This window comes from Kribbella sp. NPDC059898, from assembly GCF_042730855.1.
In the GTDB taxonomy this organism is placed as follows: domain Bacteria; phylum Actinomycetota; class Actinomycetes; order Propionibacteriales; family Kribbellaceae; genus Kribbella.
The window spans coordinates 395446-420696 of sequence record NZ_JBHWKR010000005.1 but is presented as its reverse complement, the minus strand read 5'-3'; the positions used below and the strand labels follow the sequence as shown (position 1 = coordinate 420696).

The window sequence follows — 25251 nt, the reverse complement described above, 5'->3', positions numbered from 1 at the left end:
CGGGTCGCGTCGGCGCGCTGCGCGTGGTTGTGCTCGGGCAGCTCGGGGGTTCACCTCTGAGACGGTGTGTTGGCAGCCTGCCTGCAGTTGGTGAACCCTCCATTTCAGAGGCGAACCTCTCAGTCGGGACGCGTCCGCCACTGCCGGCAAAGCACCCGGGACTTGCTCGACGAGGGTGCTAGGACGTTCGTACGACGGTTTCCAGCGTTCCGTCGTGCGGGATCCGGAGGACGTGGACCCGGCGGCGGCCGTCGCGGAGGTACGTCCGGGTCGACGTGCTGACGGTCGCCGTACGGCGGGTCGACCAGGTGATCGTGATCGTGGCCGTGCCGCGGCGGATCACCAGGCCGTCGGCCGTCGCGGTCCGGCTCTGGTTGTAGGGAACGACGGTCCCGTCGGAGAACGCCACCTCGTCGCCGGGTTGCAGTACGAGCGGGATCTGCTCGGTCGCCGCGGCGGTGGCGGTGACCCGGCGGCTGACCGAGTTGGGGCCGACCAGTAGCTCGGTCGCCACCGAGCCGTCGGGGGTGTGGTAGCGGACCAGGTCTTTCGACGGGTACGCGGCGACAAGGTTGCTCTCGGCATCGGCCTTGCCACCGAGGACTGTGCCCCAGGCTCCGGTCGCCGTCTGCTGCGCGTGGATCACCGTGCCCGCGACCGGATGCCAGAGGAAACCGGTGCCTGCCTTCACGCCGCTCCCCTGCCGGTCCCCGAAGAACGCGCCGAGGTACAGGCCGGGGCGGCGTACGTAGAGGTAGTCCTGGTTGCCGTAGTCGTCGTGCCGGCGTTCGGTGAAGTGGTCGCTGCGCAGGTACGGGAGGCGCGCGATCGCGGCCTGCTTTTCGGCGCGGCTCGGCATCGTCTCGCCGTACGGCGCGTGCGCGATGATCCGCGGCGAGGTGTCCTGCTTCGCGAGCGCGGGCACCGGCGCCGGGTCCGCGGCCCACGCCTGCCGGGCCGCGGTCTGGTCCTCGCGGGCGGTGAAGAACGCACCGAGGTCCGGCGCGACCGGGACGAAGTGCGAGCCGAGGAGGGTACGGTCCGGGTCCGGGATCACGTCGTCGTAGGAGGCCGCCGCGGTTCGGTCCGACACGGCGTAGTACGTCAGCCAGCCGGAGCCGTCGGGCTCCCGGAGCAGGTTGTACCCGAACCAGTCGGCGAACCGCCGCGCCATGGTCGCGAGCTGCGGGTTCCGGGTGAGCAGGTACAGCTCGGCCAGCTCCGGCAGCATCACCTCGAAGTTGTAGTTGATGTCCATCCCGCGCGGATCGTAGAAGAACCCGGCCGGGCTCTGCGCCCACTTGGCGATGAACCGGATCCGCTCCTGCAGCTTCAGCGACCGGTCGTGGTCCGGCAGCAGCTTCAGCGTCAGCGCCGAACCGGCCACCCCCGCGGTCGCCTGGTTCGTGTACTCGAACGGGTCGTCCCAGACCACGGCGTTCCCCGGGTCGAGGTACCAGTCGACTCCTTTGCGCAGGGCAACTTCCAGCTGCGCCTGCCGGCCCGGCAGCGCGTTCGCCTGCCGGAGGTTGGCGAGCGTCTTCGCCAGATACCCGATGCCGAAACCGCTGGAAGCCTTGCCTTGCTCGCCCGGGTGGTACTCGGGCCAGGACCCGTCCGGGTTCTGCAACCCGAGGTAGTGCTGCAGCGCGGCGTCGAGCCGGCCGAGCAGCGCGTTGTCGCGGTAGTACGGGTTCCAGGCGCGCTTGTTGGCGTGGAACCAGCTCAGCGTGAAGACGTGTTCCTGGACGCGCGAGTTGTACGGCTGAGCCGGCGTCCGCCACCAGCCCCCGCCCATGAACCCGTACGGATCCGTGTCGACGATGTCGTTCACCATCGGCGCCAGGATCACCAGGTACGGCGCGAACCGCTGCTCCCCGGCGCGAACAGCCGCCGGCCCGGCGCCCCGGCCGGCAACGGGGCCAGCGGCGGGAGTCCGGCGGCGTGGGCGGGTAGCGACATCGACGTCATCGTAGAGGCGGCAACAGCACCGAGCAGGACGGTGCGACGTTTCAGAGACATAGCGGATCTCCTCGCTGCGATCGGACTGCGGCGAGTTTTCTGCGCCGGCGCCTTGCTGGTCAAGACCTTGGGCGGTGATAATTCGGATTATCACCAGATTCCACCTCTGACGAGTGTCGGCGGACTGTTCTACGGTTCCCGGCAATCCGTATTACCGCGAAGGATCGGCGAATGGCAGACAAGGCGACCCGGCTCACCCAGCGCGACATCGCGCGGCTGGCCAAGGTCAGTCAGACGACGGTGTCGCTGGTGCTGAACAACCGCAGCGACGCCACCGCGCGGATCCCGGCCGAGACCCGGGACCGGGTGCTCAAGGTGATCCGCGAGACCGGCTACCAGGCCGATCCGCTGGCCCGCCGGATGACGCAGCAGCGCAACCAGATCCTCGGCGTCTTCACCTACGAGTCGGTGTTCCCGAGCGCGAGCGGCGACTTCTACCACCCGTTCATGGCCGGGATCGAGGACTGCGCCGAGCGGCTCGGCTGGGACCTGCTGCTGTTCACCAGCGCGCCGGTGGCCGAGGGGCGGCGGCGGATCTTCCACGAGAACAACCGGCTCCGGATCGCGGACGGCTGCCTGCTGCTCGGTCGGGAGATCCCGAGCGAGGAGCTGGCCCGGCTGATCGCCGAGGAGTACCCGTTCGTCTCGGTCGGCCGCCGCGACGACGCCGGCGGCCCGGTGCCGTACGTCGGCGCCGACTACACCAGCGCCACCCGCACCGTCGTCGAACAGGCCCGCGCGCTCGGCCACCGGCGGATCGCGTACGCTGGACTCGGCAGCGGCGCGGAGTCGTCGGCCGACCGGATGCGCGGCTTCCGGGAGGCCGCGGGAGCCCGCGCACCGCACGTACCGACCACCGACCGCGCACCCGGCGAGGTCCTCGACGACCTGCTCGAACGCAAGATCACCGCGGTCTTCGTCGAGGACCGCGCGGATGCGATCGCGCTGTACGCCGCGGCCGCCGAGCGCGGTGTCGACGTACCCGGGGACCTGTCCGTGGTCACGCTCGGCGACGCCACCCGGCCCGCGGCCAGCGACCTGGACTTCTCCGGTTTCCACGTTCCGCGGCGGGCAATGGGGCTGCGTGCGGTCGAGTTGCTCGAAGCGATCCTCAGCGGGACCGCCGCCGAGCAGCAGCTGCTGCTGCCCTGCGACCTGACCGACGGAATCACTCTCACGCCCAGCAAAGGTGCCTAGATGCAGACAGATGTCCTCGTGGTCGGCGGTGGGCTCGGCGGGGTCGCCGCTGCCGTGGCCGCGCTCCGAACCGGTCGCTCGGTGATCCTGACCGAGGAGTTCGACTGGCTCGGCGGTCAGCTGACCAGCCAGGCCGTGCCGCCGGACGAGCACTCCTGGGTCGAGCAGTTCGGTATCACCGCGTCGTACCGCGCGCTGCGCGACGGGATCCGCGAGTACTACCGCCGGCACTACCCGTTGACCGTCGCGTCCCGGGCGGACCCGCACCTCAACCCCGGCGCCGGGTACGTGTCGAAGCTCTGCCACGAGCCGCGGGTCGCGGTCGCCGTACTGGACGAGATGCTCGCGCCGTACCGCGCCAGCCGCCGGTTGCGGGTCCTGCAGCCGTACCGCCCGGTGGCCGCGGACACGGACGGCGACCGGGTCACCGCGGTCACCGTGCAGCACCGCGACACCGAGGAGCGGCTGACGCTGACGGCGCCGTACATCCTGGACGCGACCGAGACCGGCGAGCTGCTGCCGCTGACCGGGACGGAGTACGTCACCGGCTTCGAGGCGCAGCGCGACACCGGGGAGCCGAGCGCACCGGCGGAGGCGCAGCCGCTGAACATGCAGGCGGTGTCGTACTGCTTCGCGGTCGACCAGGTGGACGGCGACCAGGTCGGCGACAAGCCGGCGAACTACGCGTTGTGGCGGAACTACCAGCCGGACTTCTGGGGCGACCGGCTGCTGTCCTGGACCGCGCCGAACCCGCGCACCCTGGAGAGCTCGGTCCGGTCGTTCACCCCCAACCCCGACGACGACCCGCTGGCCGTGGTCGCGGACCAGCGGCGCGGCGGCGGCGACACGAACCTGTGGACCTTCCGCCGGATCGCTGCCCGCCGGCACTTCGTCCCGGGCGCGTACGCGAGCGACATCTGCCTGGTGAACTGGCCGATGATCGACTACTTCGAAGGCCCGGTGATCGACGTACCGGACGCGGCGAAGCACCTCGGGGCGGCCAAGGAGCTGTCCCAGGCGGTGTTCTACTGGCTGCAGACCGAGGCGCCTCGGCCCGACGGCGGCACCGGGTTCCGCGGGCTGCGGCTGCGCGGCGACCTGGCCGGATCGGTCGACGGGCTCGCGCAGGCGCCGTACATCCGGGAGTCGCGGCGGATCAAGGCGGCGTACACGATCGTCGAGCAGGACCTGTCGGTCGCGGTCCGCGGTTCCCGGGGCGCGGTGGAGTACGCCGACAGCGTCGGCATCGGGATGTACCGGATCGACCTGCACCCGTCGACCGGTGGCGACAACTACATCGACGTGGCGAGCAGCCCGTTCCGGATCCCGCTCGGGGCGCTGATCCCGGAGCGGGTGGAGAACCTGCTGCCCGCGAGCAAGAACCTCGGCACCACCCACATCACCAACGGCTGCTACCGGCTGCACCCGGTCGAGTGGAACATCGGCGAGGCCGCGGGCCTGCTCGCCGGCTTCTGCCTGGACCGCGGTGTGGATCCGCGCGCGGTCCACGCCACCCCTGCCCTGCTCGGTGAGTTCCAGGACCTGCTGGTTGCCCAGGGCATCGAACTCGCCTGGCCGGACGTGTCCGGTTACTGATGGAGGTCCCCTGATGAAGAGACTGACAGCGGCGTTGTCCGCCGCGGCACTGCTGGCCGTTGCCGGCTGCGGCGGCGGCTCCGGTTCCGGCGCGAGCGCCAGTGGGCCGATCGACCTGCGGATGACGATCTGGAGCGCGAACGCCAAGCACCTCGCGCTGTTCGACCAGATCGCCGCGGACTACAAGAAGGACCACCCGGAGATCGGCAAGATCACCTTCGACTCGATCCCGTTCGACAGCTACACGACCACGCTCACCACGCAGATCGGCGGCGGCAACGTCCCGGACCTGGCCTGGATCTTCGAGACCAACGCCCCGGACTTCGTCAGCTCCGGCGCGCTGGAGCCGATCGACAAGGACCCGGACCTGGTGCCGAGTACGACGGCCAACTGGGAGAAGGACGGCAAGCTGTACGCGTACCCGCTGTCCACCTCGCCGCTGGGGGTGTTCGTGAACACCGACCTGGTGAAGGCGGCGGGGCGGCCGTCGCCCGCGCAGCAGATCGCGTCCGGGACGTGGACCTGGGACGAGGCCGCGAAGACCGCTGCCGCCGTACAGGCCAAGACCGGCAAGGGTGGCCTGGTGGTCGGCGACTTCGACTACAAGGGCTGGGACACGCTGAACGCGATCTGGTCCGGGTGGGGCGCGCGGCCGTGGAGCGAGGACGGCAAGAGCTGCCAGTTCGACCAGCCGCAGATGGTGGACGCGATGACGTTCGTCCACAGGCTGATCTTCACCGACAAGGGCATGCCTGGGCCGGGGGTCACGAAGGACTTCTTCGCGGGCGACTCGTCGATGGTGCTGACCCAGATCAGCCGGGCCGCGCTGCTCGAGAAGGCCAAGTTCCACTGGGATCTGGTGCCGCTGCCGAAGGGGCCGGCCGGTGCCTACTCGGTCGTCGGGCAGGCCGGGATCGGCGTGTTCAAGCGCGGCAAGCACGCGGACGCGGCGAAGCAGTTCCTGGCCTACTTCAGCAACGCGCAGAACTCGGCCAAGCTGGCGGAGTACTTCCCGCCGCCGCGGAAGTCCGAGCTGAACGCCGCCACCCTGGCGAAGGCGAACCCGCTGCTCAAGCCGGCCCAACTCGACAGTGTCGTTGTCAAGGGCATCGAGAACGGCACCATCAAGCCCAGCCACACCGGGTACGCCGAGCTGCAGCAGACGGTCCGCGCCGCCCTCGACCCGTTGTGGAAGCCGGACGCGGACGTGAAGACAGTACTGTCCGGCGTCTGCTCGAAGATCAACCCCCTGCTGGCGAAATGACCTTGACGTTGGCGAAGCCCGCACGGTCGGACACCCCGGCCGCGCGGGCGCCGTACTGGACGATGCGGCGCCGGGACACGCTGGCCGGCTGGCTGATGGTCGCGCCGCAGCTGGCCGGCATCGTCACGTTCGTGCTGGTGCCGCTCGGGCTGGTGGTCTGGTACAGCGTGCACGAGTGGAACGTGCTGGGCGGCACGTTCGAGTTCGTTGGCGGGGACAACTATCAGGCGCTCGCGGACGACCAGCGCCTCGGTCCGGTGCTGCGGGCAACGGGTCTGTTCTCGGTCGGGCTGGTGGTGCTGAACCTCAGCCTCGCGCTGTTCCTCGCCGTACTGCTGAACCAGAAGCTGCGCGGGACCGTCGTGTTCCGGACGCTGTTCTTCTCGCCGGTCGTGGTCACGCTCGTCGCATGGACGATCGTGTGGGGCTTCCTGCTGCAGGACAACGGTGGTGTGAACGCGTTCCTGCACGTCTTCGGCATCAACGGCCCGAACTGGCTGCGCTCCGGCGGTACGGCGATGCTGTCGGTGATCGTCGTACAGCTGTTCAAGAACGTCGGATTGAACATGGTGCTGTTCCTGGCCGCGCTGCAGGGCGTACCGGCGGAGCTGTACGAGGCGGCCCGGATCGACGGGGCGTCGGCGTGGGCGCGGTTCCGGCGAGTGACCGTACCGTTGATCAGTCCAACGATCCTGCTGACGATGATCCTGACGATCGTCGGCTCGCTGCAGGTCTTCGCGCAGATCGCCGTGCTGACGCAAGGTGGTCCGGGGACGTCGACGACGGTCCTCGTCTACTACCTGTATCAGCAGGCGTTCCAGTTCCACCACTTCGGGTACGGCGCGACGCTGTCGCTGGTGCTGTTCCTGATCGTGCTGGTGCTGACGGTGATCCAGTGGCAGATGCGGAAGAAGTGGGTATTCCATGAGGCTTAAGCTGCTGATCTACGGCGTACTGCTGGTGTGTTGTGTCCCGTTCGTGTTCCCGATCTGGTGGATGGCGACGACGTCGCTCAAGCCGGTGGCGGAGATCTTCGCGTTCCCGCCGTCGCTGCTGCCTGGGTCGCCGACGCTGGATGCGTACAAGCAGGTGTTCGCGCTGCAGCCGTTCGGTCGGCAGTACGTGAACAGCCTCTACATCGCGCTGGTCGTGACTCTGGGCACGCTGGCGGTCTCGTCACTAGCGGGCTACGCGTTCGCGCGGGTGAAGTTCCGCGGCTCCGGAGTCGTCTTCCTGATCGTCCTCACCGGCCTGCTGGTGCCGAACGAGGTGACGATCATCCCGCTGTACAAGATGTTCGACGCCTTCGGCCTGGTGGACACGCACTGGCCGCTCATCCTGATCCCGATGCTCGGTGCCCCGAGCGTGCTGGCGACGTTCATCATGCGCCAGTTCTTCATCACGCTCCCGGCCGAACTCGAGGAAGCCGGCCGCGTCGACGGCCTCGGCCGCTTCGGCCTCTTCTACCGCATCTGCCTACCGTTGGCGCGACCAGCGATCGGCGCGGTGACGATCTTCACGTTCCTGCACAGCTGGAACCTCTACCTGGAGCCGATCGTCTTCCTCTCCTCCAAGCAGAAGTTCACCATTCCCCAGGCCCTCACCCAGTACGTCGACGCCTACGGCGGCCCCATGTGGAACACCCAACTGGCCGCCGCGACCCTCTCCGCCCTCCCGGTCCTCATCATCTTCGTCCTCGCCCAACGCCAGTTCGTCGAAGGCCTGGCCCAGACCGGCCTGAAAGGCTAGGGCCGGCGCAAGCCTCACCCCACAGTCTTGCGCCCACCAATCCCCCGACCGTTTGAGGGGTTCACCTCTCAAATTGCCGGTTGGCACCGCGCATGCCGGTGATGGACCGACCATCTCAGAGGTGATCCCTCAGCTTGATGGTTCTGCCCTTGGCTTGGGGTTCTACGGTGACGCCGGGTACCCAAGGACAGGAGGTACCGGCGCCCGGGCAGTGCACCTGAGCGTGATCGGCCCCGCGCGTACACCGTCTCGCCGGTGCACTACCTGTCGATCTGTACCCCCACCCGACACAACTAGCCCCGCCCATGCCACCTCACCTCTGCCAGCGCCCAGCACCACGGCCAAGCTCCACCCACCGCGGACTGGGCCGCCGCGCGTCGGCTGCCCCTGAGCGATTTGATGGGTTGACGTCTCAGATGCAGGGTTTGCGCCCGGTATACCTGGCGCAAACCCTGCATCTCAGACGCCCACCCATCCGGCGGCAGAGCCGGACCTCCTTGCCGGAGAACATCCTCTGTGGTCTGGGGGTTGGGTCCGCGCGCAGGGCATGTGCCGAGCCCGCCCGGGGGGTGGGTGCGTGGGTCAGCGGCGGGCGAGGTGCTGGGCTACTTCGGACGCCCAGTAGGTGAGGATGGTGTCGGCGCCGGCTCGGCGGATAGCGGTGAGGGTTTCGAGGATGGCTGCCTCGCGGTTGATCCAGCCGTTGGCGGCGGCGGCCTCGACCATCGCGTACTCGCCGGAGATGTTGTACGCCGCGACCGGGACGTTCACGTGGTCGCGGACCTGGCGGATGATGTCGAGGTACGCGAGCGCGGGCTTCACCATCACGAGGTCGGCGCCCTCGGCGATGTCGAGGTCGACCTCGCGGATCGCGTCGCGGGAGTTCGCGTTGTCCTGCTGGTACGTCTTCCGGTCGCCGGTCAGCGACGAGTCGACGGCCTCGCGGAACGGGCCGAAGAACGCCGACGCGTACTTCACGGCGTACGCAAGGATCACGGTGTCGACGAAGCCGGCCGCGTCGAGGGCCTTCCGTACGACGCCGACCTGGCCGTCCATCATCCCGGACGGGCCGACGACGTGCGCGCCGGCGGTGGCCTGCGCGACACCCATCTCGGCGTAGATCTTCAGCGTCGCGTCGTTGTCCACCCGGCCCTCGGCGTCGAGTACGCCGCAGTGCCCGTGGGAGGTGAACTCGTCCAGGCAGAGGTCCGACATCACCAGCAGCGCGTCGCCGACCTCGGACACCGCGTCCGCGATCGCCACGTTGAGGATGCCCTCGGGGTCCAGCGCACCGGACCCGACCGGATCCTTCGACGTCGGTACGCCGAACAGCATCACACCGCCCAGCCCGAGCTGAGCCGCCTCCGCCACCGCCTTGCGCGCGGTGTCCCGGGTGTGCTGGACGACGCCCGGCATCGACCGGATCGGGATCGGCTCGCGCGCGTCCTCCCGGACGAACATCGGCAGGATCAACTGCCGGGGCTCGATGCTGGTCTCCGCGACCAGCCGCCGCACCGCCGCCGACGACCGAAGCCGCCGCGGCCTCACTTCCGGGAATCCAGGCATTTCAGCTCTTTCGGCGCGAGCCCGAGCGACGCTCGGACGGACGGGTGACCGGCTCACCGGCCTCCACCATGGTGTCACGGCGGTCCGCACCGAACCGGGCCAGGGCGTCGGCCAGCTCCTCGACGGAGGGCGTCTCGGCCATCGCGTCGACCCGCAGGCCGTGCTCCTCCGCGGTCTTCAGCGTCGCCGGGCCGATCACCGCGATCACGGTGGACGCGTGCGGCTTGCCGGCGATACCGACCAAGTTCCGGACCGTGGACGACGACGTGAACACCACCGCGTCGAACTTGCCGGACTTGATCGCCTCGCGGGTCGGCGCGGGCGGCGGGGCGGCCCGGACGGTCCGGTACGCCGTCACGTCGTCGACCTCCCAGCCCAGATCGGTCAGGCCTGCGACCAGTGTCTCGGTGGCGATGTCGGCGCGCGGCAGGAAGACCCGGTTGATCGGGTCCAGCAGCTCGTCGTACGGCGGCCAGTCCTCGACCAGCCCGGCCGCGGACTGCTCGCCGGACGGCACCAGGTCCGGGCGGATGCCCCAGGCACCGATCGCCTCGGCGGTCTTGTCGCCGACCGCGGCGATCTTCAGCCCGGAGAACGCCCGCGCGTCCAGCCCGTACTCGTCGAACTTCTCCCGGACCGCCTTCACCGCGTTGACCGAGGTGAACGCGACCCATTCGTAGCGCCCCTCGACCAGGCCGCGGATCGCCTTGTCCATCTGCTGCGGGTTCCGCGGCGGCTCGACGGAGATCGTCGGGACCTCTTCCGGCATCGCGCCGTACCGCCGGAGCCGGTCCATCAGCGGGCCGGCCTGGTCCTTGGTCCGCGGGACCAGGATCCGCCAGCCGAACAACGGCTTGGTCTCGAACCAGGACAGCATCTCGCGCTGCTCGACCACGGCGCCGACCACTATCACGGCCTCGCCGGTGACCTTCGCGGTCCGCAGGTCGGTGACGATCGTCTCCAGCGTGCCGACCACGCTGGTCTGCGAGGTCGTCGTACCGCCGACCGTCGCGGCGACCGGCGTGGACGCGTCGAAGCCGGCCTCGAGGAGCCCGGCGACGGTCTCCTTCAGCACCTCGGTCGCGTTCAGCAGGACCAGGGTCTGCTTCGGCTGCAGGCGGGTCAGGTCGAGCTTGTTCTCGGCGAGGTCGACGACGGTGACCTCGCGGTCGCCCTTCATCGTCAGCGGGATCCCGGCGTACGTCGGGACCGCGCTCAGCTCGCTGACACCCGGGACCACGTTGAACGCGATGCCCGCCTTCTTGCAGGCGGCGGCCTCCTCGGCGCCGCTGGAGAAGGTGAACGGGTCGCCGCTGAGCAGCCGCACCACGTTCGCCGCGGTCTTCGCGGTCTTCACCACGAGCCGCGCGCGGGCGGCCACCCGGAGCGCCCTGCTGCCCTCGGCGCCGGAGCCGTCCACGACCTCGACGCCGGCCTTGCAGTAGCTCAGGAACGCGTCGTGTTCGGGGCCCTCGACAACCACCGCGTCGGCTCCCGCGAGCACGTCCCGGCCGGCCAGCGTCAGGAGCGCCGGGTCACCAGGCCCGACCCCGACGAACGTGACATGGCCGAGCGGTTTGGTCTGCTTGACGGTACTGGTCGCGGCCTTCTGCGGTGCCGCGGTGGCGGCTGTCTTCGCGCTCACGTCTGCCTTCGCCCTCGTCGTATTCGTGCTCGTCCTGTGGGCCGTCTTCTGGGCCTTCTTGTGGGCCGTGCTCGTGCCCTGTGCCGCTGTCATGTCCGCTCCAGCAACTCGTTCGCCAGCGCCCTGCCGAGCGCCACCGGATCGTCCACCGGCCCGTTCGCGGAGAGCCGCCGTACGCCGTCTTCCTGGCCGAGCGCGCCGCGCAGCCACAGCTCCGGGCCGTCCTCGCCCTCGACCACCTCGGCGAGCGCTCCGACCGGCGCCGTGCACCCGGCCTCCAGAGTGGCCAGCAGCTGCCGCTCCGCGGTGACCGACGCGCGGGTGGCCGCGTCCTCCAGCGGTGCCAGCGCGGCCAGTACGTCGCTGTCGTCCGCTCTGCACTCGACCGCCAGCGCACCCTGTCCCGGCGACGGCAGCATCTGGATCGGGTCCAGCGTCTCGGTCACCTCGTCGAGCCGCCCCAGCCGGGCCAGCCCGGCACGGGCCAGCACCACCGCGTCGACCTTGCCGTCGGCGACCAGGCCGATCCGGGTGTCCACGTTGCCGCGGACGCCGGTGCAGTCGATGCCCAGGCCGAGCGCCTCGATCTGGGCCGACCGGCGCGGTGCCCCGGTACCGATCACCGCCCCGCGCGGCAGCTCGCCGAGCGTCAGCCCGTCGCGGGCGACCAGGACGTCGCGCGGGTCCTCGCGGACCGGGATCGCGCCGATCACCAGCCCGTCGACGGGCGCGGTCGGGAGGTCCTTGAGCGAGTGCACGGCGAGGTCGATGTCGCCGGCCAGCAGCGCGTCCCGCAGCGCGCTGACGTAGATACCGGTGCCACCGATCTGCTCGACCGGCGACACCTTGTCCACGTCGCCGGTGGTGGAGATCGGGATCAGCTCGACCTCGTGGCCGAGGTTCCGGAGCGCGTCCGCGACCAGTGTCGCCTGCGCGGTGGCCAGCTGGGAGCGGCGGGTACCAAGCCGAAGGTGGCGGATCATGCCTGCTCACCGCCCTTCGGAGTGGTGACCGCGTCGACGGCCGCCTGGTCGAGTGCGAACAGTTGCCGGAGCGCGTCGGCGTACGTCGGTCCGCCCGGATCGCCGCCGAGTTCCTTCACCCGCACCGTCGGGTTGTGCAGCACCTTGTCGACGACCCGGTGGATGGTCCGCTCGACCTCGTGCCGCTCGTGCTCGTCGAGGTCCGGCAGCCGGCGCTCCAGCCGGGCCAGCTCCTGGTCGACCAGCGAGCTCGCCATCGCCCGCAGCGCGACCACGGTCGGCGCCACCGACGCGGCCCGCCGGGTGGCCTCGAACGCGCCGGTCTCCTCGCCGACGATCCGGCGTACCTCGTCGATGTCGGCCTCGCTGCCGCCCGCCGTACCGACCAGGTCGGCCAGCGTGATCAGCGTGACGCCGGGGATCCGGGCCGCTTCCGGCGCGACGTCGCGGGGCAGCGCGACGTCCAGGACGCCGAGCGGACGCCCGGCGTTCCGGATCATCTCCTCGGTGATCACCACGCCGCGGGCGCCGGTGCAGGACACCAGCAGGTCGGCGTCCTTCAGGGCTTCCGGTACGTCGGCGAGCTTGATCGCCGTACCGCCGATCCGGTCGGTGAGCGCGACCGCGCGGTCGTAGTTGCGGTTGGCAACGGTCACGCTCCGCGCGCCGTTGTTCATCAGGGTCTGCGCGGCCAGCGAGGCCATCGAGCCGGCCCCGACGATCAGCGCCCGGCGGCCCTCGGTGCCGCCGACGGCCTCCAGCCCGGCCGAGACCACCGAGCGGCCGGCCGAGTCGATCCCGGTCTCGGTACGGGCCCGCTTGCCGACCCGCAACGCGTGCTGGAACAGCGCGTTCAGGTCGGTGGCGATCGTCTCGTTGTCCTGGCCGGCCCGGAGCGTCTCCTTGAGCTGGCCGAGGATCTGGCTCTCGCCGACGATCATCGAGTCGAGCCCGACCGCGACCTGGAACAGGTGCGCGACCGCGCCCTCCTCGAAGTGCACGTACAGGTGCTCGGCGAGGTCCAGCAGCGGTACGCCGGTGATGTCCGAGAGGATCGCGGTGACCTCGTCCATGCCGGCGTGGAACCGGTCGACGGTCGCGTACACCTCGGTGCGGTTGCAGGTGGCAACCACCGCGGACTCCCCGACGGCGGCCGAGTTCCGGACCGCGAGGCCGAGCTTGGTCGCGGCGTCCGCGTCCAGCGCGACCCGCTCGAGCACGTCGATGGCAGCGGACCGGTGACTGATGCCGACGACCAGGTAACTCATGCGCCGACACCTCCCCCGACACTCGGGAGCTCCGTCAGACCGTTCAGCGCTGGTAGTTCGGGCACCTGGGGGAGCGCCGCCTCTCCGGACTTTCGTTGTTCGTGGTACGCCAGGATCTGCAACTCGATCGAGAGGTCCACCTTGCGGATGTCGACGCCGTCGGGCACGGACAGCACCACGGGCGCGAAGTTCAGGATGCTGGTGACGCCGGCGGCGACCAGCCGGTCGCACACCTCCTGCGCCGGGCCGGCCGGGGTGGTGATGACGCCGATCGACACCCGGTCGGCCTTCACGATGTCCTCGAGCTCGGCGAAGTCGCGGACCTCCATGTCGCCGATCCGCTCGCCGATCAGGGTCGGGTCGGCGTCCAGCAGCGCGACGATCCGGAACCCGCGGGTACCGAAGCCGGAGTAGTTCGCCAGCGCGTGGCCCAGGTTTCCGATCCCGACGATGACGACCGCCCAGTCCTGGGTGACGCCGATCTCGCGGGCGATCTGGTAGCGCAGGTACTCGACGTCGTACCCGACGCCGCGGGTGCCGTACGAGCCCAGGTAGGAGAGGTCCTTGCGGAGCTTGGCCGAGTTCACGCCCGCGGCGGTCGCCAGGTCCTCGCTCGACGCGGTGGCGGTGCCACCGTCGGAGAGCGCGGTCAGCGCCCGGAGGTAGACCGGCAAGCGCGCGACAGTCGCCTCGGGGATGCCGCGTTCGGTTCTCGTCGGCGGGCCGGGGCGACGGCTGCTGGCACGCGTCACAATTCTCCTGGGAGCGGTTGGTTCACCGCGGTCTGACGGCCGGCGGCTCTCTTACTCTAGGAGCTTGTGAACGTGAGAACAAAATCGGCGAAAGTGACCCCTACCTCATCAGCGCTTTTCGCAGTCGGGCGGGGTCGACCCGCCAGAAGTCGTGCTGCTTGCCGTCGACGAAGGTGACCGGGATCTGTTCGCCGTACTGCGTGAACAACCGGTCGTCCTGCGTGATGTCGACCTCGGACCACTCCACGCCCGCCTCGGCGCAGACCGCCCGGATGATCTCCCGGGCGTCATCGCACAGATGGCAGCCGGGCTTCCCGTACATCAGCACCCTGCTCATCGGTCCCGCAACCGTCCCTTCGCGACCTTGCCGGTGACCGAGTGCGGCAGGTGGTCCACCACCTCGATCTCGACCGGGCACTTGAACCGGGCCAGCCGGGCCGCGGCGTACTCCCCGACCGTTGCGACGTCGACCGATGCGTCCGGCAACGGCACCACGAAAGCCTTCACCGCCTCGCCGGTCTCCTCGGACGGTACGCCGATCACCGCGGCCTCGCGGACGCCCGGAGCACCGACCAGGACGTCCTCGACCTCGCTCGGGAAGACGTTGAAGCCGGACACGATGATCAGCTCGCGCAGCCGGTCGACCAGGAACAGGTCGCCGTCGGCGTCCAGGAACCCGACGTCACCGGTCCGGTACCAGCCGTCCGCGTCCGGCCCGTCGACGCCGTCCGGCCAGTAGCCGGAGAAGAGGTTCCCGCCGCGGATCAGGATCTCGCCCGGGTCGTCGCCCTCGACGTCCTCGCCCTGCTCGTCGGCGATCCGGAGCTCGACGTTCGGCAGCGGGCGGCCGACCGACCCCGGCTTCGGGGCGGCCTCGCCGAGCGTCGTGGTGACGCCCGGGGACGCCTCGGTCAGCCCGTAGCCCTGGTGGACGTGCAGGCCGCCGGCCGCCTCGAACCGGTCCGCGAGCCCGCGCTCGAGCGTGGACGCCCCGGTCAGCACGACCTTGACGGTCTTCAGCCCCGCGCGGAGGTCCGGGCGGGACAGCAGCGCGTGCAGGGCCGGCGGGGCGAGCGGCAGGCGGGTCACGCCGTACCGGCCGATCAGTTCGAGGGTCTGCTCGGGGTCGAAGCGGCGTTCGACGATCAGCGCGGCGCCGGTGGCGACCGCCCAGCCGAGGACGGCGTTCAGGCCGAACGCGTGGAACATCGGCAGCACCCCGAGCACGACGTCCTCGGGGCCCATCCGGTCCTCGCCGAGCTGGGTGAGGTTGTGCACATTCGCCGAAAGTGCCCGATGGGTGAGCATCGCGGCCCGCGGATCTCCACTGGTTCCGGAGGTGTACAGCAGCACCGCGAGCGACTCAGGATCGATCGGCGGCGGTAACGGAGCGTCACCCTGCAGCTCGTCCGGGGCCACCGTCCGGACCCCCTCGAACCGGTCCGCGAGAACCGCGTCGACGATCGCCAGCCGCGCCCCGGAGTGCTCCGCGACGGTCGCCAGCTCGGGCTTGGTGAGGCCGGTGTTGAGCGGTACGGCGACCAGCCCGGCACGAAGAACGCCCAGGTAGGACGTGACGAACTCGATACTGTTGGCAACCAGGAGCAGCACCCGGTAGCCCGGTACCAGGCCGGCCGCGGCGAGCCCCTGCGCGGTCCGGTCGACGGCCTGGTCGAGCTCGCTCCAGGTCAGCCGCCGATCCCCGTCGACCAGCGCGGGACGCCCGCCATGACGTTGCGCTGTGTCACGAAGGATGTCCGCGAAATTCACGTTCACCAGGCGAGTCTGTCACGCCCGGGATCCGGGCCGGGAGCAACCAGCTTGCCCAGAACGGTTGCAGCGGAGCGTAACCACCGATATACAGGTGACTTCGCGGCCGAGCTTCTGTCGAACCTCACACTGCAGAAACCCGTCCGCGCGGGGATCCTCATGCGCGATGTACCCCTCCCCGACAGCAGGCTGCTCCGTACACGGCGGACGCAGTCCGCTGGCGCATTCGTGACCATCGGACCGGACGGAAGGCGGCACGCCCCAGCCTGTTGACAGCACGTGCTTATGCGGTAACGCTCTGTGCTGATTCAGTCACTGAGGCCATTCGCGGATGTGTCGAACGACGTGTCAGTCGAACGGGGAGACAACTTGACCACGCCGGAACCAAGCCCGGACGGGATGCGACGAGCCGAGCTCGTCGATCGCGCCCAGGCCGGGGACGTCGGTGCCTTCGGTGAGCTGTACGACGAGTACTCGCTCACCGTCTATCGCTACATCTACGCCCGGGTGTCGTCATCGGCACTCGCCGAGGACCTGACCAGCGAGACCTTCGTCCGGGCGCTGCGCGCGCTGGACTCGTTCCGCTGGCAGGGCCGGGACTTCGGAGCCTGGCTGGTGACGATCGCCCGGAACCTGATCACCGACCACTACAAGTCCGGCCGGGTCCGGCTCGAGGTGGTCACCGACGAGATCGAGACCCACGACCGGCAGACCGAGGGCCCGGAGATCGACGTACTGGCCGCGGCCACTGCGGAGGTACTCCGGGACGCGGTCGCCGGCCTGCCCGACGAGCAACGCGACTGCCTGACGATGCGGTTCTTCGCCGGCCTGTCGATCGCCGAGACGGCCAAGGCGCTGGAGAAGTCCGAAGGCGCCGTCAAGCAACTGCAGCTGCGGGCCGTCCGGCACCTGGCGAAGGTTATCCCCAAGGACTTGAGATGAGGCGGATGACAACGAACGTCTTTCGTAACCCGTCAGGGAGTTACCTCGTTTGCCTGGTGAGGACCTGTCGGTGACCCCGACTGGCCATTGAGGAGAACGAGAACTCATGAGTGACCTACACAGGGCTCGAGCGCGCGCGGAGGCATTCGCGCACGCCGTCGATCACGGGCCCCGTCACTCCGCGCGACTGGGCGACGATCCAGAGTTGCTGGAAGCTGTGGAACTGGTCGGACGGCTGAGGACCGCCGGCGCAGTTGCACCGCGACCCGAGTTCAGTGCCGAGCTGCGGCACCGCCTGATGGAGCAGGCGGCGGCGCGGGCGGCGACCACTGCGACTCAACTGACGGTGCACACCGCACCAGACGACTCGGACGACCCGCCGGGTAGCGAGGACGTTGGCGCGTCCGTGACAGATATCCGCCGCCGCCAGGGCCGGAAGATCCGGTTGGTGGCCTCGACTGCCGCGTTGGTGCTGCTGGGAGGTGGCATCGGTTCTGCCGCCGCCGCTCAGCAGGCGATGCCCGGCGACACCTTGTACGGGATGAAGCGCAGTATCGAGAACGTGGCCACCAACGTGGGCGTCGGCGACGACTCCCGCGGCCGGCGCGACCTCGAGCATGCGATGACCCGGCTGTCCGAAGTCCGCGAGCTGACCGACAACGGCGGTTCGGCGGGCACCATCACCGCGACCCTGGACGACTTCTCGGCACAATCCCGCAAGGGCGTGTCCCGGCTGCTCGCGTCGTACCAGCAGAACAGCGACAAGAGCTCGATCAGCGCGATCACGTCGTTCATCACCAGCGCCCGCCAGGCCTTGGTGGGAGCAACGCCGAACCTCCCGCCGGAGTCGCTGAAGTCCGGTGTCGAGGCGCTCGCCACGATCGAGCAACTGGCGCAGCTCACCACGGCCGCGTGCCCGAAGTGCGATGCGCCGGTGCCGGCCGCCGGAGCACCCAGCACCGGCTCGAACACCAACCATCCGAACCGCACCACCCCCGGCGTGAACGAGCCGAGCGACCCGGTCAAGGGCGCGTCGTCGACCAGCCCGAAGGCTTCGTCGACGATCCCGACCCCGGTGGACTCGGCCTCGCTGCAACCGTCCACCGCGCCGACCAAGGTGCCGAACACGACGATCGTCGAGGAGTCCACCACTCCGCCGTCGACCGTCCTGAAGACTCCACCCAAGCCGTCGTCGTCACACTCGCCGATTACGACGCCCACGGTGCTGCCTTCCACGCTGACACCGGCCACACCGTCGTGGCCGTGGCCGTTCCCGACCACACCACTGATCAACCTTCCAGGCCTGATCCAGACCCTGTTCCCACCCTGGAAGTAACACCCCCCGCAGCCCCCGGCCCGCACCACGCGCCGGGGGCTGCGTCGTCCCCACCCACACCCCGCCCCACCTCACCACCGCCCCACCTCACCACCGCCCCACCTCACCACCGCCCCACCTCACCACCGCCCCACCTCACCACCGCCCCACCTCACCACCGCCCCACCCACACCCCGCCCCACCACCCGCACCACCGCCCCGACCTCCCGCACGGCCCCCTCCCTACGGGACATCCGGTTCTTGTGCTTCATGTGTGGGTGGTTGGCGTGCTCCAGACGCACGTTGCCGGCAGGCGCTGTCGGCCCGCTGGATAGTGCATCCGCGCGTGAGCTTGTTCGCCGAGTCGTGGGATTCGGCGGTAGAAAGCGTGGAAAGGCGACCCCGATCCACGACTCACGGTTGTGGGCGGCAGCCAATCGCCACGACTCGACGTGTAGCCCGAGGTGTCGAGGTGGTCCGCGAATGCCCAGGTGACAGGAGAGCCGGATATCCCCTCGCGAGGTCCGGCCGGCGGGCAGGCGCGGGGCGGGCAGGCGCGGGGCGGGGGCCGGGTGGGGCGCGGGGCCGGGTGGGGCTCGGGCCGGGTGGGGCGGGGTTAGAAGAAGACGCTGCGGCGTTGCATTAGGAGGGTGTAGAGGGTTTGCTGGATGGTTTCGCGGACCTGGTCGGTGACGTTGAAGACCAGCATCGGGTCGTCGGCGGCGCCGTCGGGGAACTCGTCGGTGCGGATCGGTTCGCCGAACTCGATCAGCCACTTGGACGGCAGCGGGATCAGGCCGAGCGGGCCGAGCAGCGGGAAGAACGGGGTCACCGGGATGTACGGGACGCCCAGCAGGCGGGCCAGCGAGGCGATGTTGCCGACCAGCGGGTAGATCTCCTCGGCGCCGACGATCGAGCACGGCACGATCGGTACGCCGGTCCGCATCGCGGCGCTGACGAACCCGCCGCGGCCGAACCGCTGCAGCTTGTACCGCTCGGCGAACGGCTTGCCGAGACCCTTGAACCCCTCCGGCCAGACGCCGACCAGGTTGCCCTGCCGGAGCAGCCGCTCGGCGTCGTCGTTGTTCGCCAGCGTGGCGCCGCCCTTGCGGGACAGCTCACCGACGAACGGCGTCTGGAACACCAGGTCCGCCGCGAGCGTACGCAGCGGGCGACCGGTGTGGTCCGCGACCACGACCTGGCTGACCAGTCCGTCGAGCGGCATCGTGCCGGAGTGGTTCGCGACGATCAGCGCGCTGCCGTCGGCCGGGATGTTCTCGATCCCGCGCACCTCGACCCGGAACCACTTCTCCACCATCGGCCGCAACATCGGCAACAGCACCTGGTCGGTGAGATCCGCGTCGTACCCGAACTCGTCGAGCTCGTACTCCCCCGTCACCCGCCGCCGCAGGAACGCCAGCCACTCCGCGACCCGCCGCTCCCCGTCGGCCCCGAACACCTCCCGCACCCCACGCTCGAGCCGGCCGAAGTCCAGCCCGGGCTCGGTGGGTCGCTCCTCGGAGTACGCCGGCGACTCGACAGCCGGTTCTTCCGTCTCGGCAGCCTTCTCCTGGGTCTTGGGCGGCTTCCGGTTGTTCTTCTTCGGGCGGGCCTGCTCGCCCGCGAGCGCGCGGGCGGCGGCGGAGGGGGTGGTTCGGCGGGGGGTCCCGCGGCCGGGGTGGCCGGCGGTGCCGATCGGGATGATGTCGGCGTCAGCCACGGAGCGCCCCCAGGCCGGCGTTCAGCAGGCCGGAGGCGCGGCTCATCGCGCCGGTGCCGAGCGACCGGCGGAAGTCGTCGAACGCCTCCGCGGTCGAGTACGTCGGCTCGAACCCGAAGTCGCTGCGCATCCGCGTCGTGTCCACACCCCGCCCGTACGTCAGGAACGTGATCTGATCCGGCGAGAAGTCCGCCAGCCGCGCCCGCCGTACGACAGCCGCAGTACTGGAAGCGGTGAACGACGGCAGCCGCAACGTCGGACGGCCGAGCCGGCGGATCGCCTGGGACAGCGACAGTACGCCGTCACCGGCCAGGTTGAACGTCCCCGGCAGCTCGTGCACGGTGGCGTGCCGGATCGCCTCGACGCCGTCGTCCTCGTGCAGGAACTGCAGGCGTGCGTCGTACCCGAACACGGTCGGTACGACGGGCAGCCCGAAGTACCGGGTGATCGGGGAGTCGGTCTTGGGGCCGATCCAGTTCGCCATCCGGAGGGTGGAGACGCAGACGTCGGGTCGGCGCCGGGCGAAACCCCGCACGTACCCCTCGACCTCGACCGCGTCCTTGCTCAGCCCGTGGTGATGGATCGCCCGCGGCGCCATCTCCTCGGTGAACATCGCCGGATCCCGCGGACCCGCGCCGTACACCGTTGTCGACGACTTCACCACCAGCTTCGCCACGCCCGGCGCCTTCTGGCACGCGGCCAGCAACTGCATGGTGCCGATGACGTTGATCTCCTTCATCGACGACCGGCCACCGGCGCTGCCGGGGGTGGCCACGACGCCGGTGTGGACGACCGTGTCCACATCCTCCGCGGCGATCACCTTGGCGATCACCGGATTGCGGATGTCGGCCCGGACGAACCGGACCCGACCGAGCTCTGCGCGCGGCGGAACCACGTCGACACCGATCACCGTGCCGATCGACGGGTCCTCGGCCAGTCTCCGGGCACAGCGAGCACCGGCGTCCCTCGAGACGCCGGTCACCATCACCACGTGTGCCACGAGCTACCCCCAGCCGGACCGGGCGCGGCAGAACTACTTACTTGCCGAGCTTGCGGCGCTGCACCCGCGTCTTCTTCAGCAGCTTGCGGTGCTTCTTCTTCGCCATACGCTTACGGCGCTTCTTGATAACGGAACCCACGTCGGACCATCCAAACTCAAAGAGAACGTCGGCAAAGCTTACCCGTAGGTCGCTTCCCCGACCTAAAGCAGGCTCCTTCTGTAGACTGGCACCCTACCTGGGGAGGCCGGATGCGGGCACGGTACGACGGTCTGGCGCAGTGGTACGACGAACGTTTCGTGGCCGACGCGCCGCCGCATCAGCCCGGTCTGCTGGACCTGCTCGGCCGCGGTTCGGGCCCGTGCCTGGACATCGGCTGCGGGACCGGCCGCAACTTCGACAGCATCCGCGCCAGCGGGCGGAGCGTCGTCGGGCTGGACTTCTCGATCGACCAGCTCGGCCGCGCCCGGATGCGCACCGACGGTCCCCTGTTCCACGGTGACGCGGCGGCCTTGCCGTTCGCCGACGGGTCCTTCGACACGGCGATCACGCTGTGGACCTCCACGGACGTCGACGACTTCGGCGCGGTGCTCCGCGAGGCGGCGCGGGTGCTGCGGCCCGGCGGGGTGTTCGTCACGTACGGCGTCCATCCGTGCTTCAACGGGCCGCATGTCGTGTACGAGGAGGACGGCCGGCGGACTGTGCATCCGACGTACCGCGAGACCGGGTGGCACACCGACATGCCGTGGTGGGCACAGGACGGGATCCGCCGCCGGATCGGCATGTCCCACCTGACCCTGGCCGACTATCTGAACGCCGTCATCACCTCAGGCCTGACAGTCGAACACTTCGAGGAGCCGGCCGGCCAGGACATTCCGCACGCACTGGCACTGCGGGCGCGGAAGTCCTAAGCGGCTTTGCGGGTGGTGACCGGGGTTGCCGGGTCGTTGAGGACGGCCAGGTGAGGAGTGGCGGTCTGCTTGGTGGTGCTCGCGTAGGCGGCGGGGGTGAAGGCGACGGCGGCCAGGCCCAGGGTCGCGATGGTGCCTACGGCAACGGTTCTGACGATTCGGATCGGCATCAGGAGCCTCCTTCAGGTTGGTGATTCCATCCTGGGCGCCCGGACTGCGACGGCCCTGGAAGATTCCTGGGAGCCGGCTGGGAGTGCGAGGTAGCGTGGACGTCGTGGCGTACGTCGTGTTCTTGGCAAGTCTGATCGTGGTGCTGGCAGGGCTGACCTCGTTCGCCGCGTGGGCGCGGCGCACCGGGCGGGGCTCCGGCGTGGCCGGCGCGCTCGCGGCGTACGACGACGCGTACCGAGGGACGGCCCACCGGTCGTACCACGAGCTGCGGCTGCAGGCCGACCGCAAGTCGGAGACCGGGTCACCCGAAGACCTCTAGTTCAGGTAGTCGGCGACCGGGCCGAGCGTGAGCAGACCACTGCCTGCCGCGTGTTCGCCGGCCGCCGGCTCCAACACCTGCCGGGCCGCTGCCAACAGCTCGTCATCACCGACCTGCCGCGCCGCGTGCGCGGTCAATGCCCAGTGCACCTCGAGCAGCAGCCCGGGCGGCGGCACCAGCGCTCCGCCGGCGCGGTCCGCACCGGGGGCCTTCGCGGCGTACACCCACGGGGCGTGGGGGCCGTAGTCGGCTGAGGGGATCGGTTGGTTGTGGCGGATGGCGTGGGTGGCGAGGGCGAGCGGGAGTAGGCCGTCGGTGAGGCCGGGCATGCCGGCTGTGGGCAGGAGGGTGGCCGCGGCGCGGTACGAGTCGGGCGTGTCCGCGCGGAGGGCGGCGTACCAGCGGGTGAAGACCTCGACGAGCGGGAGTTCGTGGCGTACGGCGAGGGCGTCGGCGGCTGCGGCGTGATCGTCGGCGGCGGTGTGGTCGGCGCGGGCGCACGCCGACTGCAGACGGATCAGATGGCCGAGAACCTCATAGGTAAAGAGGTTGTGGCGCCGCGACAGCGTGACGAGCTCCGCGCCGATCGCGTCTCGCTCCGGTGCGAGACCGGGTCGGTAGCAGGTCTGCATGAAGACGCCGTTCAACGTGAACGCCAGGAGCGCCGGATCGTCGAGCCCACGCGCGAGCTGCTCCGCCTCCCGCGCGGCCTCGCGGGGACGGGCATCCCGGGAACTCCGCGACTCCACCGCGATCGTGGCGAGCAGCCGGGCGCGGATGCTCGGATGGTCCTGCGTCGGCAGCACCCGTTCGGCCGCCGCCACGATCGCCGCCGCCTGCGCCTCGTCGTCGGAGCGCGTCCAGATCGCCGGTACGTCGTACGCCCCGATGATCCGCGCCGTCACCTCCGGATCCCCCAGCTCCTCCGCCGCCCGCACCGCCGCCAGCCGATGCCGCCGCGCCGCCTCGAGCCCTCCCCCACCGGTGACCGCGAGATCGCGCAACAGCCCAACCGTCGACTCGATCCGCGCCCGAGTACCACCAACAGCCCGGTCATACGCCGCAGCCGCCTCGGCCCAAACACTCCCCGCTGCCGCCAGCGCGTTGCCGGGTGGTGTGAGATGCGTGGCCTGGTTGAGGATGTCGTGCTCCAGCCGCGCCAACGCCGGACCGGGGTCCACCCCGAGCTGCCCCACCAGCATCTCCCGGGCGCGCCGGAGTACGGCGAGCGCGTCACCCTGCCGCTCGCTTCGGTACAACGCCAACGCCAGCAACCGCCACGCATCCTCCCGCCACGGATGCTCGGCCACATGCGCGTCCAGATCCGGCACCGCCTCAGCCGCAAGGCCCAACCCCAGCCGCGTCTCCCCGATCCGCTCGACGGCCCGCAGCCGCAGCTCGGTCAGCCGGGTCCGCTCCCCCAACGCCCACGGCTCGTCCGAGAACTCGGCGTACGCCGGCCCCCGCCACAACCCCAACGCATCCTGCAGCTCCGACAGCGTCGGCGTACCCGCCTGCACTGTCTCCTCGAACCGCCACGCGTCCACAGCCTCGGTCCGCAACGCATAGCCAGGCCCCTCGGTCACCAGCACTCGCGCCGGAGCCCGCGGCGCCCGGTCCGGCTCGATCGCCCGCCGCAGCGCCGCCACGAACGTCCGCAGCGCACTCAACGCCCCCTCCGGCGGGTCGACCCACAGGTCGTCCACCAGGACGTTCGCCGGTACGACGCGCCCGCGCGCGACGATCAGCCGCGCCAGCACCGCCCGGTGCCGTGGTCCCTTCAGATCGACCTGCTGCCGATCCCAGGCCACCACCGGCCCAAGCACCCCGAACTCCACCGGGCCACGGTAGCGCTCATCCGTTGCTCATCGACGGGCGCGACGCTGGGGGCATGCAGATCGAAGGATTCGAGTACTCCCGCGTGCGCGGGGTGGACGGTGTCGAGCTGAACGTCGCGGTCGGGGGTTCGGGTACGCCGGTGGTGTTGCTGCACGGGTTTCCGCAGACGCACCTGATGTGGCGGCAGGTCGCGCGGGACCTGGCGGCGGACCACACGGTGATCTGCCCGGATCTGCGCGGGTACGGCGCGAGCGACAAGCCGGTGGACGGGTACTCGAAGCGGGAGATGGCCGCGGATGTGGTCGCGGTGGCGGCGGCGCTGGGGCATTCGCGGTTCGCGCTCGTCGGGCACGACCGGGGTGCGCTGGTGGCGTTCCGGGCGGGGCTGGACCATCCGGATGTGGTCACGCATCTGATGAGTCTCGACGTACTGCCGACGCTCGACATGTGGGACGTGATGCACGGGGCGAGTGCGGCGGTCGGGTTCCACCTGTACCTGATGGCACAGCCGCCCGGGCTGCCGGAGCGGATGATCGCGGCGTCGGCGGACGAGTTCTTCGGGTACTTCCTGGACGTGTGGGCCAATGATCCGCAGGCGATCCCGGCCGAGGTACGGGCGGAGTACCTGGAGGCGTCGCGGAACGCCGTACCGTCGATCGTCGCGGACTACCGGGCGTCGGCGACCGTCGACGTCACGCAGGACGGGGAGGATCTTGCCGCGGGCAACAAGCTCCGGATGCCGGTCACGGTGATCCAGCAGGACTGGGGCTCCGCGCTGGGCTTCGACGCCGCCGCCCGCTGGAAGACCTGGACCACTGACCTCCACCACCAAACCACCACCGCCGGCCACTTCATGGCCGAAGAGTCCCCCGAGGAAGTAGCCACCGCCCTCCGCACCCTCCTCAACCGCTAGCCGGGGCGCATGCCGAAGGGGCCGGATCCGTGGATCCGGCCCCTTCGGTTCGTTGTTATCCGGCCTGGAAGAAGGCGCCCTTGAGGTAGTCGTGCACGGCATCCTCGGAGACCCGGAAGGAACGACCCACCCGCACCGCGGGCAGCTCACCGGAGTGCACCAGTCGGTACACCGTCATCTTGGACACGCGCATGGCCGTGGCGACCTCCGCCACGGTCAGGAACTTCACCTCGGCGAGCGGCTGCTCACCACCGGACTTCTTTGATGCCATTGCGCACCGCACTTCCAGCACGGATCGTGCGCCGGCTTCC

At 70.1% G+C, this 25251-nt stretch carries 25 protein-coding genes; 10 read left to right on the top strand and 15 right to left on the bottom strand.

All coding sequences use genetic code 11. The features are described 5' to 3' along the window. Nucleotides 1-178: 178 nt before the first annotated feature. Together ACFV9C_RS19165 and ACFV9C_RS19160 are read right to left on the bottom strand one after the other, a co-directional pair. Nucleotides 179-1837, bottom strand: a complete 1659-nt coding sequence (locus tag ACFV9C_RS19165; RefSeq protein WP_380195271.1) for a hypothetical protein — start codon at nucleotides 1835-1837, stop codon at nucleotides 179-181. Nucleotides 1838-1848: 11 nt separating this feature from the next. Further along, nucleotides 1849-2022 (bottom strand): hypothetical protein, encoded by a 174-nt coding sequence (locus tag ACFV9C_RS19160; protein ID WP_380195269.1) that lies wholly within the window; start codon nucleotides 2020-2022, stop codon nucleotides 1849-1851. 171 nt (nucleotides 2023-2193) lie between these two features. On the opposite strand from ACFV9C_RS19160, the gene ACFV9C_RS19155 reads away from it, so the two are divergent. The 5 genes from ACFV9C_RS19155 to ACFV9C_RS19135 are packed head-to-tail and all read left to right on the top strand — an operon-like array spanning nucleotide 2194 to nucleotide 7828. Then, nucleotides 2194-3219, top strand: coding sequence for a LacI family DNA-binding transcriptional regulator (locus tag ACFV9C_RS19155; protein ID WP_380195267.1), 1026 nt, complete (start codon nucleotides 2194-2196; stop codon nucleotides 3217-3219). Then, nucleotides 3220-4815 carry an FAD-dependent oxidoreductase gene (locus ACFV9C_RS19150; RefSeq protein WP_380195265.1) on the top strand — a complete coding sequence of 532 codons (1596 nt, stop codon included), beginning with the start codon at nucleotides 3220-3222 and terminating at the stop codon, nucleotides 4813-4815. Between the two features lie 13 nt (nucleotides 4816-4828). Continuing rightward, on the top strand, nucleotides 4829-6079 hold the full coding sequence (locus tag ACFV9C_RS19145; protein WP_380195264.1) for an ABC transporter substrate-binding protein: 1251 nt from the start codon (nucleotides 4829-4831) through the stop codon (nucleotides 6077-6079). Beyond that, on the top strand, nucleotides 6076-7014 hold the full coding sequence (locus ACFV9C_RS19140) for a carbohydrate ABC transporter permease (protein ID WP_380195262.1): 939 nt from the start codon (nucleotides 6076-6078) through the stop codon (nucleotides 7012-7014). The genes ACFV9C_RS19145 and ACFV9C_RS19140 overlap by 4 nt, the downstream gene beginning before the upstream one ends. Continuing rightward, complete coding sequence (locus tag ACFV9C_RS19135; RefSeq protein WP_380195260.1) at nucleotides 7004-7828, top strand: carbohydrate ABC transporter permease; 825 nt, start codon at nucleotides 7004-7006, stop codon at nucleotides 7826-7828. The genes ACFV9C_RS19140 and ACFV9C_RS19135 overlap by 11 nt, the downstream gene beginning before the upstream one ends. A gap of 582 nt (nucleotides 7829-8410) precedes the next feature. Here the strand turns inward: ACFV9C_RS19135 and hemB are convergent. The 7 genes from hemB to ACFV9C_RS19100 all read right to left on the bottom strand — a co-directional run bounded on the left by hemB (nucleotide 8411) and on the right by ACFV9C_RS19100 (nucleotide 15818). Further along, nucleotides 8411-9394, bottom strand: a complete 984-nt coding sequence (gene hemB, locus ACFV9C_RS19130) for a porphobilinogen synthase (protein ID WP_380195259.1) — start codon at nucleotides 9392-9394, stop codon at nucleotides 8411-8413. 1 nt (nucleotide 9395) lies between these two features. Beyond that, the gene (locus ACFV9C_RS19125) at nucleotides 9396-11132 is read right to left on the bottom strand and encodes a uroporphyrinogen-III synthase (protein WP_380195258.1); all 1737 of its coding nucleotides are present in this window, start codon (nucleotides 11130-11132) and stop codon (nucleotides 9396-9398) included. Beyond that, nucleotides 11129-12022, bottom strand: a complete 894-nt coding sequence (hemC, locus tag ACFV9C_RS19120; RefSeq protein ID WP_380195257.1) for a hydroxymethylbilane synthase — start codon at nucleotides 12020-12022, stop codon at nucleotides 11129-11131. Before hemC ends, ACFV9C_RS19125 begins: the two co-directional genes overlap by 4 nt. Beyond that, nucleotides 12019-13290, bottom strand: coding sequence for a glutamyl-tRNA reductase (locus ACFV9C_RS19115; RefSeq protein ID WP_380195256.1), 1272 nt, complete (start codon nucleotides 13288-13290; stop codon nucleotides 12019-12021). Before ACFV9C_RS19115 ends, hemC begins: the two co-directional genes overlap by 4 nt. Continuing rightward, entirely contained in the window at nucleotides 13287-14042 is a 756-nt protein-coding gene (locus ACFV9C_RS19110; RefSeq protein ID WP_380195255.1) for a redox-sensing transcriptional repressor Rex, read from the bottom strand. The genes ACFV9C_RS19115 and ACFV9C_RS19110 overlap by 4 nt, the downstream gene beginning before the upstream one ends. 100 nt (nucleotides 14043-14142) lie before the next feature. Further along, nucleotides 14143-14379: a glutaredoxin family protein gene (locus tag ACFV9C_RS19105; RefSeq protein ID WP_380195254.1), complete on the bottom strand. Its 237-nt coding sequence runs from the start codon at nucleotides 14377-14379 to the stop codon at nucleotides 14143-14145. Next, nucleotides 14376-15818, bottom strand: a complete 1443-nt coding sequence (locus ACFV9C_RS19100; RefSeq protein ID WP_380195253.1) for a class I adenylate-forming enzyme family protein — start codon at nucleotides 15816-15818, stop codon at nucleotides 14376-14378. The genes ACFV9C_RS19105 and ACFV9C_RS19100 overlap by 4 nt, the downstream gene beginning before the upstream one ends. Before the next feature lie 363 nt (nucleotides 15819-16181). Between ACFV9C_RS19100 and ACFV9C_RS19095 the strand changes: the two genes are divergently transcribed. Next, complete coding sequence (locus ACFV9C_RS19095; RefSeq protein WP_238332099.1) at nucleotides 16182-16754, top strand: sigma-70 family RNA polymerase sigma factor; 573 nt, start codon at nucleotides 16182-16184, stop codon at nucleotides 16752-16754. A gap of 205 nt (nucleotides 16755-16959) precedes the next feature. Next, nucleotides 16960-18090, top strand: coding sequence for a DUF5667 domain-containing protein (locus ACFV9C_RS19090; protein WP_380195252.1), 1131 nt, complete (start codon nucleotides 16960-16962; stop codon nucleotides 18088-18090). A 595-nt stretch (nucleotides 18091-18685) separates the two neighbouring features. On the opposite strand, the gene ACFV9C_RS19085 is transcribed toward ACFV9C_RS19090, so the two are convergent. From ACFV9C_RS19085 to ACFV9C_RS19075, 3 genes are read right to left on the bottom strand one after another with little or no spacing between them, the layout of a single operon-like run. Beyond that, nucleotides 18686-19789, bottom strand: coding sequence for a lysophospholipid acyltransferase family protein (locus ACFV9C_RS19085; RefSeq protein WP_380195251.1), 1104 nt, complete (start codon nucleotides 19787-19789; stop codon nucleotides 18686-18688). Then, the gene (locus tag ACFV9C_RS19080; protein WP_380195512.1) at nucleotides 19782-20774 is read right to left on the bottom strand and encodes an NAD-dependent epimerase/dehydratase family protein; all 993 of its coding nucleotides are present in this window, start codon (nucleotides 20772-20774) and stop codon (nucleotides 19782-19784) included. The genes ACFV9C_RS19085 and ACFV9C_RS19080 overlap by 8 nt, the downstream gene beginning before the upstream one ends. Before the next feature lie 52 nt (nucleotides 20775-20826). Further along, a complete protein-coding gene (locus tag ACFV9C_RS19075) occupies nucleotides 20827-20928 on the bottom strand; it encodes a 30S ribosomal protein bS22 (protein ID WP_008356322.1) in 102 nt (33 codons plus the stop codon). A gap of 110 nt (nucleotides 20929-21038) precedes the next feature. Here ACFV9C_RS19075 and ACFV9C_RS19070 point away from each other — a divergent pair, with 110 nt between their 5' ends. After that, a complete protein-coding gene (locus tag ACFV9C_RS19070; RefSeq protein ID WP_380195250.1) occupies nucleotides 21039-21698 on the top strand; it encodes a class I SAM-dependent methyltransferase in 660 nt (219 codons plus the stop codon). Here ACFV9C_RS19070 and ACFV9C_RS19065 read toward each other — a convergent pair. Then, complete coding sequence (locus ACFV9C_RS19065) at nucleotides 21695-21868, bottom strand: hypothetical protein (protein WP_380195249.1); 174 nt, start codon at nucleotides 21866-21868, stop codon at nucleotides 21695-21697. The genes ACFV9C_RS19070 and ACFV9C_RS19065 overlap by 4 nt on opposite strands. 104 nt (nucleotides 21869-21972) lie before the next feature. On the opposite strand from ACFV9C_RS19065, the gene ACFV9C_RS19060 reads away from it, so the two are divergent. Beyond that, nucleotides 21973-22188 carry a hypothetical protein gene (locus ACFV9C_RS19060; protein WP_380195247.1) on the top strand — a complete coding sequence of 72 codons (216 nt, stop codon included), beginning with the start codon at nucleotides 21973-21975 and terminating at the stop codon, nucleotides 22186-22188. Here the strand turns inward: ACFV9C_RS19060 and ACFV9C_RS19055 are convergent. After that, on the bottom strand, nucleotides 22185-24026 hold the full coding sequence (locus ACFV9C_RS19055) for a BTAD domain-containing putative transcriptional regulator (protein WP_380195246.1): 1842 nt from the start codon (nucleotides 24024-24026) through the stop codon (nucleotides 22185-22187). The two genes, ACFV9C_RS19060 and ACFV9C_RS19055, sit on opposite strands and share 4 nt — an antisense overlap. 53 nt (nucleotides 24027-24079) lie before the next feature. Here ACFV9C_RS19055 and ACFV9C_RS19050 point away from each other — a divergent pair, with 53 nt between their 5' ends. Beyond that, nucleotides 24080-24940 carry an alpha/beta fold hydrolase gene (locus tag ACFV9C_RS19050; protein ID WP_380195245.1) on the top strand — a complete coding sequence of 287 codons (861 nt, stop codon included), beginning with the start codon at nucleotides 24080-24082 and terminating at the stop codon, nucleotides 24938-24940. Between the two features lie 55 nt (nucleotides 24941-24995). Here ACFV9C_RS19050 and ACFV9C_RS19045 read toward each other — a convergent pair whose 3' ends face one another. Beyond that, on the bottom strand, nucleotides 24996-25211 hold the full coding sequence (locus ACFV9C_RS19045; protein ID WP_012923942.1) for a helix-turn-helix domain-containing protein: 216 nt from the start codon (nucleotides 25209-25211) through the stop codon (nucleotides 24996-24998). Between the last annotated feature and the right edge of the window lie 40 nt (nucleotides 25212-25251).